General features: G+C 65.9%; 11 protein-coding genes. 4 read left to right on the forward strand and 7 right to left on the reverse strand.

The features are described from left to right. The first annotated feature begins 230 nt into the window (after positions 1 to 230). From KYX69_RS18890 to acs, 4 genes are all read left to right on the forward strand, one after another. On the forward strand, positions 231 to 1,565 hold the full coding sequence (locus KYX69_RS18890; RefSeq protein WP_300500294.1) for a dicarboxylate/amino acid:cation symporter: 1,335 nt from the start codon (positions 231 to 233) through the stop codon (positions 1,563 to 1,565). A gap of 62 nt (positions 1,566 to 1,627) precedes the next feature. Continuing rightward, positions 1,628 to 4,696, forward strand: coding sequence for a TonB-dependent receptor (locus tag KYX69_RS18895; protein ID WP_300500192.1), 3,069 nt, complete (start codon positions 1,628 to 1,630; stop codon positions 4,694 to 4,696). Continuing rightward, positions 4,696 to 5,625: an alpha/beta hydrolase gene (locus KYX69_RS18900; protein WP_300500194.1), complete on the forward strand. Its 930-nt coding sequence runs from the start codon at positions 4,696 to 4,698 to the stop codon at positions 5,623 to 5,625. Before KYX69_RS18895 ends, KYX69_RS18900 begins: the two co-directional genes overlap by 1 nt. 89 nt (positions 5,626 to 5,714) lie before the next feature. Then, the gene (acs, locus tag KYX69_RS18905) at positions 5,715 to 7,661 is read left to right on the forward strand and encodes an acetate--CoA ligase (protein ID WP_300500196.1); all 1,947 of its coding nucleotides are present in this window, start codon (positions 5,715 to 5,717) and stop codon (positions 7,659 to 7,661) included. Here acs and pobA read toward each other — a convergent pair. The 7 genes from pobA to KYX69_RS18940 form a co-directional block, all read right to left on the reverse strand. Continuing rightward, on the reverse strand, positions 7,658 to 8,827 hold the full coding sequence (gene pobA / locus KYX69_RS18910) for a 4-hydroxybenzoate 3-monooxygenase (protein ID WP_300500199.1): 1,170 nt from the start codon (positions 8,825 to 8,827) through the stop codon (positions 7,658 to 7,660). The genes acs and pobA overlap by 4 nt on opposite strands. Positions 8,828 to 8,868: 41 nt before the next feature. Continuing rightward, positions 8,869 to 9,816 (reverse strand): Gfo/Idh/MocA family oxidoreductase, encoded by a 948-nt coding sequence (locus tag KYX69_RS18915; protein ID WP_300500201.1) that lies wholly within the window; start codon positions 9,814 to 9,816, stop codon positions 8,869 to 8,871. A 97-nt stretch (positions 9,817 to 9,913) separates the two neighbouring features. Further along, positions 9,914 to 10,795 (reverse strand): class III extradiol dioxygenase subunit beta, encoded by an 882-nt coding sequence (locus KYX69_RS18920; protein ID WP_300500204.1) that lies wholly within the window; start codon positions 10,793 to 10,795, stop codon positions 9,914 to 9,916. A 2-nt stretch (positions 10,796 to 10,797) separates the two neighbouring features. Beyond that, positions 10,798 to 11,208 carry a protocatechuate 4,5-dioxygenase subunit alpha gene (gene ligA, locus KYX69_RS18925; RefSeq protein WP_300500206.1) on the reverse strand — a complete coding sequence of 137 codons (411 nt, stop codon included), beginning with the start codon at positions 11,206 to 11,208 and terminating at the stop codon, positions 10,798 to 10,800. Further along, positions 11,205 to 12,224 carry an amidohydrolase family protein gene (locus KYX69_RS18930; protein ID WP_300500209.1) on the reverse strand — a complete coding sequence of 340 codons (1,020 nt, stop codon included), beginning with the start codon at positions 12,222 to 12,224 and terminating at the stop codon, positions 11,205 to 11,207. Before KYX69_RS18930 ends, ligA begins: the two co-directional genes overlap by 4 nt. After that, positions 12,221 to 13,084, reverse strand: coding sequence for an NAD(P)-dependent oxidoreductase (locus tag KYX69_RS18935; RefSeq protein ID WP_300500211.1), 864 nt, complete (start codon positions 13,082 to 13,084; stop codon positions 12,221 to 12,223). The genes KYX69_RS18930 and KYX69_RS18935 overlap by 4 nt, the downstream gene beginning before the upstream one ends. Before the next feature lie 53 nt (positions 13,085 to 13,137). Continuing rightward, positions 13,138 to 14,346 carry a LysR family transcriptional regulator gene (locus KYX69_RS18940; RefSeq protein ID WP_300500214.1) on the reverse strand — a complete coding sequence of 403 codons (1,209 nt, stop codon included), beginning with the start codon at positions 14,344 to 14,346 and terminating at the stop codon, positions 13,138 to 13,140. Positions 14,347 to 14,367 lie beyond the last annotated feature (21 nt).

Genomic DNA, 14,367 nt, shown 5'->3' on the forward strand with positions numbered 1-14,367 from the left:
GGCGCGATAATCGAGTCGTCCCTATCTCCATTCGCGCGGGATATCACACATTTTGCAAATACAATGAGCGAAAATGCGCACATATTTTCGTGAAAGCGCTTTGGAAGTTGCGTTCAACTAACTGATATTAAACGATCTCTCGCACATCTTCATCATCGCCACTGTCGCAGTCATACTCATCGCAACTATAGCCAGACGCGCCAATCAAGGCGCGCATGAGGGGATGGTTGATGGCGGTTGCACTCGATTACGCGGCGGAGCCCGCAAAGCCCGGACGCTGGTGGACCCAGCTCTATGTCCAGGTGCTGGTCGCGATCGCAGCGGGCATTGCCGTCGGCTTCTTCTGGCCGGGCGTGGGCGAAGCGCTCAAGCCGCTGGGTGATGCCTTCATCAAGCTGGTGAAGATGATCATCGCCCCGGTGATCTTCCTCACCCTCGTCACCGGCATCGCCGGCATGACCGAGCTGCGCTCGGTCGGCCGCGTCGCGGGCAAGGCGTTCGCCTATTTCCTGTTCTTCTCGACCCTGGCGCTGGTCGTCGGCCTGATCGTCGCCAATACCGTCCAGCCCGGCGCGGGCATGAACGTCGACCCCGCCACGCTCAATACCGGCGCGGTCGAGGGTTATGTCGCCAAGGCGCACGATAGCGGCATCGTCGAATTTCTGATGGCGATCATCCCGACGACGTTGGTCTCCGCGCTGACCGGCGATCAGCTATTGCCGGTGCTGCTCGTCGCAATCCTGTTCGGCATCGCGCTGTCGATGGTCGGCGAACCCGCCGCACCCGTGCGCGACATGCTCGAGCGGGTTGGCCTCGTGGTGTTCAGGCTGGTCGGCATCCTGATGCGCGCGGCCCCGGTCGGCGCATTCGGCGCGATGGCCTTCACGATCGGCAAATACGGCATCGAATCGCTCGCCAATCTGGCCGGGCTGGTTGCGACCTTCTACCTCACCTCGTTGATCTTCGTCGTCGTCGTGCTCGGGATCGTCGCGCGGCTCGCAGGCTTCTCGATCTTCCGGCTGATGCGCTATCTCAAGGCCGAGCTGCTGCTGGTGCTCGGCACCTCCTCGTCCGAAAGCGCGCTGCCCAGCCTGATGGACAAGATGGAGCGCGCGGGCTGCGAGAAGTCGGTCGTCGGGCTGGTCGTGCCCACGGGCTATTCGTTCAACCTCGACGGCACCAATATCTACATGACGCTGGCAGCGCTGTTCATCGCGCAGGCGTGCAATGTCGACCTGTCGCTCGGCGACCAGATTGCGCTGCTGCTGATCGCGATGATCTCGTCCAAGGGCGCAGCTGGGGTTACCGGCGCGGGCTTCATCACGCTGGCCGCGACGCTGTCGATCGTGCCGTCAGTGCCGGTTGCGGGCATGGCGCTGATCCTGGGCATCGACCGCTTCATGAGCGAGTGCCGCAGCCTCACCAATTTCATCGGCAACGCGGTCGCGACGGTGGTCGTCGCGCGCTGGGACAATGCACTCGACAAGGACGCGCTCGACCGCGCGCTGTCGGGTGATGCGCCGACCGGCCCGGCGCGGCCAGCCGCCGAGACCGATCCGGACTGATCAAGGGCATTGGGGAAGAGTGGACATCGAAGCCGCCTTCCCGGGAACAGGGAGAGAAGACCATGACCAACCGCACCAGCCTCCGCGCGCTCGCGACCGGCACCGCGCTCGCCGCACTCGCAATCGCGCTGCCGGCCCATGCCCAGGACGCGCTACCCGGCACGCCTTCGACGGATGAGGCTCCGCAGGAGGTCGTCGTCGTCGGCACGCAGATCAAGGGCAAGGACATCACCACCGCCCTTCCCGTCACCGTGGTCGATCGCGCTCAGATCGACGCGACCGGCGCGCTGTCGGGCGATGACCTGATCCGGTCGATCCCGCAGGCGGGCGATGTCACCTTCAACGAAGCCAACAACCCGCAGACCAGCAACGCCGCGCGCGGCGACGTCAATTCGATCAACCTGCGCAATCTGGGCGTCGGCAACACGCTGGTGCTGCTCAACGGCCGCCGCATGGTCAGCCACCCGACCAGCCAGGCGGGCGACGGCAACGTGCCCGTGCTCGGCTACAACTCCAACGCGCTACCGGTCGCCGGGATCGAGCGGCTGGAGATCCTGCGCGATGGTGCCGCCGCCATTTACGGCGCGGACGCAGTCGCCGGCGTGGTCAACACCGTCACGCGCGGCGACTTTGACGGCGCGCGGCTCGACCTGCGCTACGGCTATGCCGAGGGGACGCACCGCAAGGAGTTTGAGGGCACCGGGCTGGTCGGGCACAACTTCGCGGGCGGTCGCGGCAATTTCTCGCTGTTCGTCAACTATGTCCGCCGCACCGCGCAGCTCGCGGAAGATCAGCCCTATACCGCGACCGACAATCTCCTGTCCTTCTTCGCCGATGACCCGGCCTATGCCGGAAACCTGGCGGCGGACGGCCGCGCAACGCAGAGCCCCTGGGCAAACCTCGCGGTCGTCGGCGGCCCCGGCACGATCCGCCGCAGCCCGGGCAATCAGGCACTGACCTCGTCAGCGGGGGCATTCCATACCCAGTCGTCGCTCAACCCCGGCTGCGCGGTCACGATCAACAGCAATGTCTGCTACGGCACCGGCACCCGCGCGACCGCATCGACGCTGCGCAGCGAGCGGTTCGACACGCGCCCCGGCACCACCGTCACGCCGTCGTTCAACCGCTACAACGCCTTCTTCACCGGCCGCTACGAAGTGAGCGACGCGGTCGAGCTCTATACCGAGCTTGGCTATTACCTCGCCCATACCCAGCGGATTCAGCCTCCGACGATCAACCTCAATGCGATCGTGATTCCGGCGAGCAACTATTGGAATCCGTTCGGCCCGGTCACCTTCGCCAATGGCCAGACCAACCCCAACCGCATCGCCGGCCTGACCAACGTCCCCGCCGCCGGCCTTCCCGTGCGCCTGACCACCTATCGCTTCGTCGATGCGGGTAACCAGATCGTGGATGTCGAAAACTGGCAGTCGCGCTTCCTGCTCGGCGCGCGCGGCAAGATCGGCAGCTTCGACTATGACACCGGCATCCTCTATTCGGAGGCGCAGGCGCGCGACAGCTCCAACGCGATCGACATGACCGCGCTTCAGCGCAACCTCGCCCTGTCGACGCCAGACGCCTACAACCCGTTCAGCGGCGGCTGTTCGGCCACCCCGTCGCTCGGCGACTGTTCGCCGGCGAGCCAGGCGACGATCGACGCGATCAGCTTTAACCTCGTCCGCAAGTCCAAGACGACCTTGCTGCTCGGCGATTTCAAACTGTCCAATTCCAGCCTGTTCGACCTGCCCGGCGGCGGCGTCGGCATCGCATTCGGTGTCGAGGGTCGGCGCGAAACGCAGCAGGACATTCGCGATCCCAACCTCAACGGCCAGATCACCTTTACCGACATGGTGACGGGTGACACGAACCTGTCCAACGTCGCGGCGGTCAGCCCGACCCCCTCGGTGTTCGGCAGCCGCACCGTGCTGTCGGCCTATGCCGAACTCGCCGTGCCGCTGGTGTCGCCCGAAATGGACGTACCGCTGGTCCACCGCCTCGACCTGCAGATCGCAGGCCGGGCCGAGGAATATTCGGACTTCGGATCGGTCGCCAAGCCCAAGGTGGCGGCGGCATGGGATATCGTCGATGGCCTGCGCCTGCGCGGCTCCTGGTCGCAGGGCTTCCGCGCGCCGAACCTGGAGCAGACCAAGACGGTCGCCTATTCGCGGCTTAACTCGAACACAGATTACTACCGGTGCGAGGCGGACCTGCGCGCCGCGCGGATTGCGAATTTCGGCGCGTGCAGCCGGGGCATCAGCTATTCGATCTTCATCAGCGGCAACCCCGACCTGCAGCCGGAAGAAAGCACCAACTGGACCGTCGGCACGGTGATCGAGCCCAAGTTCATCCCCAGCCGCCTCGGCCGCCTGACGCTGACCGCCGATTTCTGGTCGATCCAGCAGACCGGCATCGTCGGCCAGTTCGGCGCGCAAAATGCGCTGGTTCTGGACTATCTGCTGCGCCTCCAGGGATCGAGCAACCCGAACGTGATCCGCTCCGCCCCCACCGCCGACGACACGCCGGTGTTCACCGGCACCGGACTGGCTCCGGTAGGGGCGGTCACGCGGATCAACGACCAGTTCGTCAATTTGCTACCCCAGACGGTTCAGGGCGTCGATCTGGCGCTGCTCTACAATGTCCGCACCGACATCGGCCGGTTCGACGTGGCGCTGAACGCCGCGCGCCTGACCAAATTCTCGCGCGAGACGCCGCCGGCGGTGCAGGCATTGTTCGACGCGCGCGCAGCGGGTCAGATCAACGCCGCCACCCCGCTAACCGACGCCAGCGACCTGATCGAGCAGCGCGGGCGACCCAAGTGGCGCGTCACCGGATCGCTCACCTGGAGCCACAAGGGCTTCCAGATCGGTGCATTCGGTAATTACATCGGCACCGTGTACGACACCAACTTCCTCGATACGGCCGGCAACCCGTACAAGGTCGAGGGCAAGGCGTTCTTCAACCTCTATGGGCAGTATCGCATCCGCAAGGGGCCGCTGGAGGACACGCGCTTCCGCATCGGCGCGCGCAACGTGTTCGACACGCAGCCGCCGGTAATCGCCGATGGCTATCTCGGGTCGCTCTACGTCCCCTATGGCCGCTACCTCTACGCCTCGATCGGGAAGACGTTCTGATGCGTTGGGTCGCCGCCCTCGTCCTGCTCTTCGTCGCAGCCCCGGTTTCGGCGCGGAGCGAGGTGATCAACCTCTGGCCCGGCGCGATGCCGGGCAGCGGCACCGTCACCGGGCCGGAGAAGATCGGCAGCGAGGGCGCGGCGACCGGATCGGTCTCCAACGTCACCGTGCCGCGCATGGTCGTCGTGCGGCCGAAAAAACCGAACGGCGCGGCTGTACTCGTGATCGGCGGCGGCGGCTATTTCCGCATCCAGATCGGCAGCGCGGCGATGCCCACTGCGCAGTGGCTGGCCGAGCGCGGCGTGACCGCTTTCGTCCTCTATTATCGCCTGCCCGGCGACGGATGGAGTTCGGAGGTTCCGTTTCAGGATGGGCAGCGCGCAATGCGGCTGCTGCGCGGCAACTGGAAGACGTTGGGGATCGATCCCAAGCGGATCGGCGTGATCGGCTTCTCCGCGGGCGGCCATCTTGCCGGCATGCTCGCGACGCGCGGCGCGCATGATTTCTACCCGGCGATCGACGAGGTGGACACGACCAGCGCGGTGCCGGACTTCGCCGGGCTGATCTATCCCGTGGTTTCGATGCGCGCGCCGATCGATACGACGCGCACGGCCCGCTATGTCAGCAAGCTGCCCGACTGGCGCGACGCCTATTCGGTCGAGGCACAGGTGACCGCCACGACGCCGCCGATCTTCCTCGCCCATGCCTTTGACGACCCCACCGCCGATGTCGCGCACAGCCTGCGGCTCGCGGCGGCGATGCATGCGGCGAAGCGGCCGGTGGAGATGCACCTGTTCCAGCGCGGCGGGCATAGCTGGGGGCTGGGCAAGCCGGGCGAACCGGTCGCGGCCTGGCCCCGGCTGTTTTCCAGCTGGATCAGAGCCAATGGCTGGCTTCCCGCGCGAAAGGCGGCTGAAGCTGCCGACTGAGCATGAATCTACGACAAAAGTCGGACTGACCTGTCGCTCCCGATGCGCTAACGCGGATAGCAAACGCGCGGCGTAGACAGGAGAGTGACATGGCCCAGACGATCTTCCCGGTACCCGAACAATGGGCGGCAAGCGCGCTGGTCGATGCGGACGGCTATGACGCGATGTACCGCCGCTCGGTCGAGGATCCCGAGGGCTTCTGGCGTGAGGCGGCGCAGCGGATCGACTGGATCACGCCTTTTACGCGGGTCAAGGAAACCAGCTTCGACGAGGCCGATTTCGGCATCGCGTGGTTCGCCGACGGCACGCTCAACATCAGCGCCAACGCGCTCGACCGCCATCTGGCCGAGCGCGGCGACGCAACCGCGATCCTGTGGGAACCGGACAGCCCGGATGAGCCGCATCGCGCCATCACCTATCGCGAGCTGCATGCCGATGTTTGCCGCTTCGCCAATCTGCTGAAGGCACAGGGGGTGAAGCGCGGCGAGCGGGTGACGCTCTACCTGCCGATGGTGCCGGAGGCGGCGGTGGCAATGCTCGCCTGTGCGCGGATCGGCGCGATCCATTCGATCGTATTCGCCGGCTTCTCCCCCGACGCGCTCGCCGGGCGCATCCAGGATTGCGACAGCCGCATCGTCCTGACCGCCGACGAGGGGCTACGCGGCGGCAAGCGCATCCCGCTCAAGGCCAATGTCGATGCCGCCCTCGCGCGCTGCCCCGGGGTCGAGCGCGTCATCATGCTCCGCCGCACCAACGCCGATGTGCCGATGGTCGCCGGCCGCGATATCGACTGGGCCGAAGCCGCCAGCCAGAGCGCCGACTGCGCGCCCGAGGCGATGGGCGCGGAAGACCCACTGTTCATCCTCTATACCTCAGGATCGACCGGCAAGCCCAAGGGCGTGCTGCACACCACCGGCGGCTATGCGGTTTGGACCGCGATGACGCACGAATATGTCTTCGACTACCGCCCCGGCCAGATCTACTGGTGCGCCGCCGATGTGGGCTGGGTCACCGGGCACAGCTATGTCGTCTACGGCCCGCTGATGAATGGCGCGACGAGCGTGATGTTCGAGGGCGTCCCCAACTTCCCCGACCACAGCCGCTTCTGGCAGGTGGTCGACAAGTTCAAGGTCGAGATCTTCTACGCCGCCCCAACCGCCCTGCGCGCGCTGATGCGCGAGGGCGATGAGTGGGTGAAGCGCACCAGCCGCACCAGCCTGCGCCTGCTCGGCAGCGTCGGCGAGCCGATCAATCCCGAGGCATGGGAATGGTATCACCGCGTGGTCGGTGAGGGCCGCTGCCCGATCGTCGATACCTGGTGGCAGACCGAGACCGGCGGCGCGATGATCACCCCCCTGCCCGGCGCGACTGCGCTCAAGCCTGGTTCGGCGACCAAGCCGTTCTTCGGCGTCCAGCCCGCCCTGCTCGACAATGACGGGAACGAGATCACGGGCGCAGGCGACGGTTGCCTTGTCATCACCGACAGCTGGCCCGGCCAGATGCGCACGGTGTGGGGCGACCATGACCGCTTCTTCCAGACCTATTTCAGTACCTTCCCCGGCCGCTATTTCACCGGCGACGGCTGCCGCCGCGATGAGGACGGCTATTACTGGATCACCGGCCGCATCGACGACGTCATCAACGTCTCTGGCCACCGCATGGGCACCGCCGAGATCGAGAGCGCGCTCGTCGCCCACCACAAGGTCGCCGAAGCCGCAGTCGTCGGCATGCCGCACGACATCAAGGGCCAGGGCATCTACGCCTTCGTCACCACCAATGCCGAGGTCGAGCCCGACGCCGCGCTGCGCGCCGAGCTGATCAAATGGGTGCGCCAGGAAATCGGCCCCATCGCCACCCCCGACGTGATCCAGTTCGCCCCGGCTTTGCCCAAGACCCGATCGGGCAAGATCATGCGCCGCATCCTGCGCAAGATCGGCGAGAATGACGTCAGCAATCTTGGAGACACGTCGACGCTGGCCGACCCGTCGGTGGTTGATCACCTGCTGGCAAATCGCCCCCAGCTTGCGGGGGCCTAGAGCGGCAGCCCCACATAATTCTCCGCAATCGCCGTCTGCATCGCGGTCGAGCTGGCGACATAGTCCAGTTCGGCCTCCTGCATGCGATGCTCGAACGCGCCATCCTCGGGGAAGCGGTGCATCAGCTTGGTCAGGTACCAGCTGAACCGCTCCGCCTTCCAGATCCGCGCCAGCGCGCGCGCCTGATAGCCGTCCAGCCCCGCCGCATCCCCCTGCTTCACCGCACCCACCAGCGCGTCACACAGATAGGCGACGTCCGAAGCGGCCAGATTCAGCCCCTTGGCTCCGGTCGGCGGCACGATATGCGCGCTGTCCCCGGCGAGGAACAGCCGGCCATGCCGCATGGTCTCGAACACATAGGAGCGCAGCGGCGCGATCGACATTTCCAGCGCCGGACCGCGCGTCACCTTATGCTCGCTGATCGGGTCGAACCGCGCGGCGAGTTCATCCCACAACCGCTCCTCGGTCCAGTCCTCGATCCGGTCACTCAGCGGCACCTGGATGTAATAACGGCTGCGCGTCTTCGAGCGCATCGAGGCCAGCGCGAAGCCGCGCTGCCCATTGGCATAGATCAGCTCGTCATGGCACGGCGGCACATCCGCCAGAATGCCGAGCCAGCCGAACGGATAGACTCGTTCGAACTCCCGCACCGCGCTCGCCGGGATCGCCTTGCGCGATGGCCCGTGGAACCCGTCGCACCCGGCGATATAGGCGCAGTCGATCCGGTTCGTCGCGCCGTCCTTCATATAGGTAACGAACGGCGCATCACCCTCGATCTCATGCAGCGCGACATCGCCTGCATCGTAAATGACCTCGAGCCCCCGCTCCGGCGCCGCGTCCATCAGGTCGCGGGTCAGCTCGGTCTGGCCATAGACCATCACGTTGCGCCCGGTCAGCGCGGCGATATCGATGCGGATCAGCCGATCGTCGGTGGCGAGGTTGAACCCCGCTTCGACCAGCCCTTCCCGCTTCATCCGCGCGTCGAGGCCCAGCCGAGTCATCAGATCGGTCGTCACCGTCTCCAGCACCCCCGCCCGAATACGGCCGAGCACATAGTCCGGCGCCGCGCGCTCGACGACGACGCAATCCACCCCCGCCTGACGCAGCAGATGGCCGAGCATCAGGCCGGACGGCCCTGCCCCAATGATCGCAACCTGGGTCTTCATGTCAGTCCCCCAAGGGCCGCGCACGCGCGACCGATTGATGTTCAGCGCGCGGCGTTGAGCTGCTGCTCCAGCTGGTGCAGCACGCGGTAGCAGGGCAGCACCTGCGCAACGCTGGAATTGGGCTCACGCCCCTCGCGGATCGCCGCGACGAACTCTCGATCCTGCAGCTCGATACCGTTGTTCGACACCGCCACCCCGGACAGGTCGACCGGCTCCTCGCGCCCGGTCACCAGATCGTCGTAGCGCGCGATCCAGGTGCCGTTGTCGCAGATATAGCGGAAGAAGGTGCCGAGCGGCCCGTCATTGTTGAACGACAGGCTGAGCGTGCAGATCGCGCCGCTTTCCGCCTTCAGCTGAATCGACATGTCCATCGCGATGCCAAGCTCAGGATGAATCGGCCCCTGAACCGCATTGGCGGCGACGATCGGCCCGGCCTGATAGGCGAACAGGTCCACCGTATGCGCGGCGTGGTGCCACAGCAGGTGATCGGTCCAGCTGCGCGCCTCGCCCTTCGCGTTCATGTTCTGGCGGCGGAAGAAATAGGTCTGCACATCCATCTGCTGGACGTTCAGTTCACCCGCCGCGATCTTGCGATGCAGATATTGATGGCTCGGGTTGAAGCGGCGGGTATGGCCGACCATCGCGGTCAGGCCAGTCTCTTGCGCCTTGGCCAGCACCGCCTCGCCATCCGCCAGGCTGTCGCACAGCGGAATTTCGACCTGCACATGCTTGCCCGCGTCCATGCACTGGATCGCTTGGGCGGCGTGCATCTGGGTCGGCGTGCACAGGATTACCGCGTCGAGGCCCGGCTGCTCCAGCGCTTCGGCAAGGTCCGTGGTGGCGTGCCGAATGCCATATTTGTCGGCCACCGCCTGAGTCGGTTCGAGCCGACGACCGACGACCGAGACTACTTCGACCCCGTCGATGTTCTTGAGCCCGTCGAGATGTTTTTCGCCGAAAGCCCCGGCGCCTGCGAGTGCGATTTTCATGTTTCGCTCCAGTTTAATTCGTCACCCCAGCGAACGCTGGGGTCTCATGCGGACTGTCCTTGCCGTCCGAGTCCCCAGCTTGCGCTGGGGTGACGGGTCAGGCCGCGACCCCGCTCCCGGCCATATCCAGCCCCTCGCCATTGTCCGGACGCAGCACGAGATGCCCGATCGCGGTATTCGAACACGGGATATGATAATGCCGGTGCAGCGCGGCGGTGCGCTTGCCCAGCGCGCCGCGCATGATCAGCCACATGACCATCTCGATCCCCTCGGACCCGGTCTCGCGCAGATATTCGATGTGCGGGATGCGGCGCAGGTGATCGCTGTCGCCGATCAGACCGTCGAGGAACATATTGTCCCACTCACGATTGATCAGGCCGGCGCGCGGCCCCTGCAACTGGTGGCTCATGCCGCCGGTGCCCCACACCTGAACGTTCAGATCCTCGGGAAAGCTCGCCACGGCGCGCGCAATCGCCTCACCCAGCGCCCAGCAGCGATTGCCCGAGGGCGGCGGATAGGTGACGACATTGACCGCAAGCGGGATCACCTTGCACGGCCACGCATCAGGCGTTCCGAACATCATCGACAACGGAACGGTCAGGCCGTGATCGACCTGCATCTCGTTGATGATCGTCATGTCGAATTCGTCGAGCACCAGGCTTTGCGCGATATGCCAGGCAAGGTCGGGATGCCCCTCGACATCCGGCACCGGACGCGGCCCCCAGCCCTCGTCGGCCGAAGTGTAACGCTCGCCACAGCCGATCGCGAAGGTCGGAATGATCTTCATGTCGAACGCCGACGCATGGTCGTTATAGACCAGGATGACGACATCGGGCTTCTCGGCCTTTTGCCATTCGCGTGTCCAGTCGTATCCGGCGAAGATCGGGCCGAAATAATCGTCGCGATCCTTGCCCTGATCGACGGCCACGCCGAGCAGCGGCACATGGCTCGATGCAACGCCTGCGGTAATCCGTGCCATGGTCAACGTCCTTCTTTGATCGAGCGGACGCCTTCGGGCGAACGCCCGCCGCGCATCATCATCTCGCGATATTCGGGAAAGCTCATGTCGGTCATCGTGCTGACCGCCTCGGCAAACGGGATGCCATCGGTCGAGAACAGTTTAGCGAGAAAATAGACGTTGCCGCCCAGATCCAGGCACTTGTTGTAATCGCGGTCGAGCAGCGCCTGTTTCATCTCTTCGGAGAGCGGCCATTCGTCGAGATAGGCGCGCTCGTCCGCCTTGAAGCGTTCGCGGTTCTCGGCTTTCATCAGGCTCATCGCGAACTGGTTCATATGGTACCCGGCGCGCGCGCGCTTGGCGGTGAACACGCGCGTGCCGGGAATATCCTCGAACTCGGCGAGATAGGCGTGGATGTCGGTGTGGTCGGTCACAGGCCGCGCTCCTTCAGCTTGGCGTCGAGGCGGGGGAAGACACGGCGGGCATTGCCGGAAAAGATCGCGGCACGCTCTGCGTCGCTGATGTCGAGGGCATCGACGTAGCGCTTGGTATCGTCGAAATAATGCCCGGTGGTGGGATCGATGCCGCGCACCGCGCCGACCATTTCCGACCCGAACAGGATGTTCTTGTTCTCGATCACGTCGGCCAGCAGGTCGATGCCCGGCTGGTGATAGACACAGGTGTCGAAGAAGATGTTGTTCATCAGATGCGTGTCGAGCGCCGGCTTCTTCAGCATGTCGGCAAGGCCGCGATAGCGCCCCCAATGGTACGGCACAGCGCCGCCGCCATGCGGGATGATGAAGCGGAGCGTCGGGAAATCGGCGAACAGATCGCCTTCCAGCAGCTGCATGAACGCCACCGTGTCAGCAGCGATATAATAGCCGCCGGTCGCGTGCATCGCCGGGTTGCAGCTGCCCGAGACATGGATCATCGCCGGGACGTCCAGCTCGACCATCTTCTCGTAGAACGGGTACCAGTAACGGTCGGTCAGCGGCGGATGCGTGAAATGCCCGCCGCCCGGATCGGGGTTGAGATTGCAGCCGATAAAGCCGAGTTCGGTCACGCACCGCTCGAGCTCGGCGATGCTCGCGGTCATGTCGGCCTTGGGCGATTGCGGCAGCATGCACACGCCGACGAACGTCTCGGGGAACAGCCCGACGACACGCGCGATCAGGTCGTTGCAGCGGCGCGCCCATTCGATCGCCACGTTCTCATCCCCGACATGCGGCGCCATCGCCGAAGCGCGGGGGCTAAAGATCGTCAAATCCGCGCCGCGCTCCTTGATCAGGCGCAGCTGGTTCGCCTCGATCGTCTCGCGGATCTCGTCATCGCTGATCTCGGGATAGGGCGGGCACGGTGTCCCCGCCTTGAACGCCGCCTTCTGCTCCTCGCGCCAGGCGTCATGCGCCTTGGGCAGGACGGTGTAATGGCCGTGGCAGTCGATGATCACGCGGCTTGGTCCTCTTCCCTTGCTTCAATCGCGGCGAGTTTCGCCGTCAGCCCATCGGGCGGCGTCAAATCGAGCGCACCCATCTCACGCTGCCGCTGGATCGTGCCGCGCGTCATGGCCGGATCGACGCCCAGACCGCTCAGCGTCTTGGCGACCTCCTCCATCTCGGCGGCTCGGCGCGTGCCGTGCGCGAGCATGCGATCGAGATTATAGTCGACGCGCTCCGCCCAGCCCTGTTCCTTCCAGCTCGCGTCGAGCGAGGCGAGCACTGCCTCACGCACCCCCGCCCGCTCCGCCGCCAGGACACATTCGGCGGTCAGCGCCTCCAGCCCCTTGACCATCACCGACCGGATCATCTTGATCGCCGACGCGTCACCGACGGTGGGCCCCGACACTGCGACCTTGGCAAAGCCATAGGCGCGCAGGGCTTCGGCGGCGGCATCGGCATGTGGCCCCGCGACCAGCAGCGGGACGCCCAGCCGCGCAGGCAACACGGGCGCCATCACCGCGACATCAACGTAACGCCCGCCTGCAGTCTCGATCGCCTGTGCCGCCTCCCGCTTGGTGCCGGGCGCAACGCTGTTCATATCGAGCCACAAGGCGCCTGGTTTCAGCAGCGGCGCACAACGCTGCGCGGCGGCGAGCGCCTGATCGGCAGTGACGACGCACAGCACCAGATCGGCGCGCGCCAAGGCACCGGCGGGGGTGGCGGACCAGCGTACATCGGCGCGTTCATATTCGGCGATCTTGCGCGGACGTGTTTCGCCATTCTCAGTCGCGATGTCGAAGGCCGCGACGCCGGGTTGGCCGAACGCCTGGCCTGCTTCGCCAAATCCCACAAGAGATGTCACACCGATCATGGGGTCTATGAAGCGTTGTTCCGCGACATGTTCTAATCGGATTGCTTTGGGGGCTATCCGTTTTTGTGAAGTCTGGTCTCTTTTGAGGCGCGGTGGAGGAGGTCGATGAAGCGGGCCTGGCTGGCGGTGGGGCGCCAGTTGGCGCGGGTGCTGATGCCGATGGTGCGGACTGCAGCGGGGAGTCGCGGGCCGATGCGTTCGAGCATCCCTGCCCCCACCTCCAGCGCGACCTGGTCGGGCGAGAGCAGGGTCAGCAGGTCGCTCTGCACCAGCAGGCCGCGGATCACCATCACCGAGCCGCACTCGATCGGCACGGGAGGCAGCGCGCGCCCGGCGAACAGCGCCTCCCAATGCGCGCGCAGCGGGGTGCCGACCGGGCCGACGACCCAGGATTGCGCGGCGAGCGTGTCGAGGTCGACTGACCCCTGCGCCAGCGGATGCCCGCGGCGCCCGAAAATCGCGAGGCGATCGGTGAACAGCGGCACCTGCTCCACCCCGGGCGGGCAGTCGTCGCGCAGCGCGCCGACCATGATGTCGATGATGCCGTCGAGCAGCGGATCGACCAGCTCGCGCCACGATCCCTCGACCACATCGACCACGGTGCGTGGCTCTTCGCGCAGGAATTGCGCAAGGCTGTGGGGCAGCAGCAGCGCGCGGCTGAGCGGCATGGCGCCGATCGCGATCCGCCCGCCCTCCCCCGTGTCGCCGCGCGCCTCGGCGATCCCCGCCGCGATCTCGCTCGCGGCAAGGCGGACCCCCCGCGCCAGCGACCGGCCCGCCGGAGTCAGGGCCATCCCCCGCCCCCGCCGCTCTGCCAATGGCGTGGCGCACACCTGTTCGAGTTCGCGCACCGAACGGTGGACGGCAGGCTGCGACATCCCGCTCGCCGCCGCCGCGCCGGCAAAGCCCTGCGCATCGGCGAAGTGCAGAAAGGCGTCGAGCTGGGTCGCGGTCATCAGCAATTCGGGCCGCGCAAACCCGCGCGTTCCGCCGCGCGCCGAACGCCGCGTCGCTGCGGCAAGCTGGTCGAACGCGCGCTCCACCCGCTCTGCCAGCGCTGTCCCGGCCGGGCTTGGCGTCACACCGTCCGAATGCCGGTCGAACAGGGTGACGCCCAGCTGCTTCTCAAGCTTGGCCAACCCCTGCGTCAGTGCCGGTTGCGACAGACCCGCCGCCTCCGCCGCGCGGTTGAGGCTGCCCTGCGCGATCACTTGCCCGAGCGCGCGGAGATGGCGGAGGTTAAGGTCAAACGGCCGGATCATGCCACCAACATATCCGAAAAT

It is taken from the genome of Sphingomonas sp., from assembly GCF_030145815.1.
In the GTDB taxonomy this organism is placed as follows: domain Bacteria; phylum Pseudomonadota; class Alphaproteobacteria; order Sphingomonadales; family Sphingomonadaceae; genus Sphingomonas.

Coding starts and splice junctions, on each gene's coding strand:
- KYX69_RS18935 (WP_300500211.1), bottom strand. CDS start 13,084: ATGATCGGTGTGACATCTCTTGTGGGATTTGGCGAAGCAGGCCAGGCG.
- KYX69_RS18900 (WP_300500194.1), top strand. CDS start 4,696: ATGCGTTGGGTCGCCGCCCTCGTCCTGCTCTTCGTCGCAGCCCCGGTT.
- KYX69_RS18940 (WP_300500214.1), bottom strand. CDS start 14,346: ATGATCCGGCCGTTTGACCTTAACCTCCGCCATCTCCGCGCGCTCGGG.
- KYX69_RS18915 (WP_300500201.1), bottom strand. CDS start 9,816: ATGAAAATCGCACTCGCAGGCGCCGGGGCTTTCGGCGAAAAACATCTC.
- KYX69_RS18895 (WP_300500192.1), top strand. CDS start 1,628: ATGACCAACCGCACCAGCCTCCGCGCGCTCGCGACCGGCACCGCGCTC.
- KYX69_RS18890 (WP_300500294.1), top strand. CDS start 231: ATGGCGGTTGCACTCGATTACGCGGCGGAGCCCGCAAAGCCCGGACGC.
- pobA (WP_300500199.1), bottom strand. CDS start 8,827: ATGAAGACCCAGGTTGCGATCATTGGGGCAGGGCCGTCCGGCCTGATG.
- KYX69_RS18920 (WP_300500204.1), bottom strand. CDS start 10,795: ATGGCACGGATTACCGCAGGCGTTGCATCGAGCCATGTGCCGCTGCTC.
- acs (WP_300500196.1), top strand. CDS start 5,715: ATGGCCCAGACGATCTTCCCGGTACCCGAACAATGGGCGGCAAGCGCG.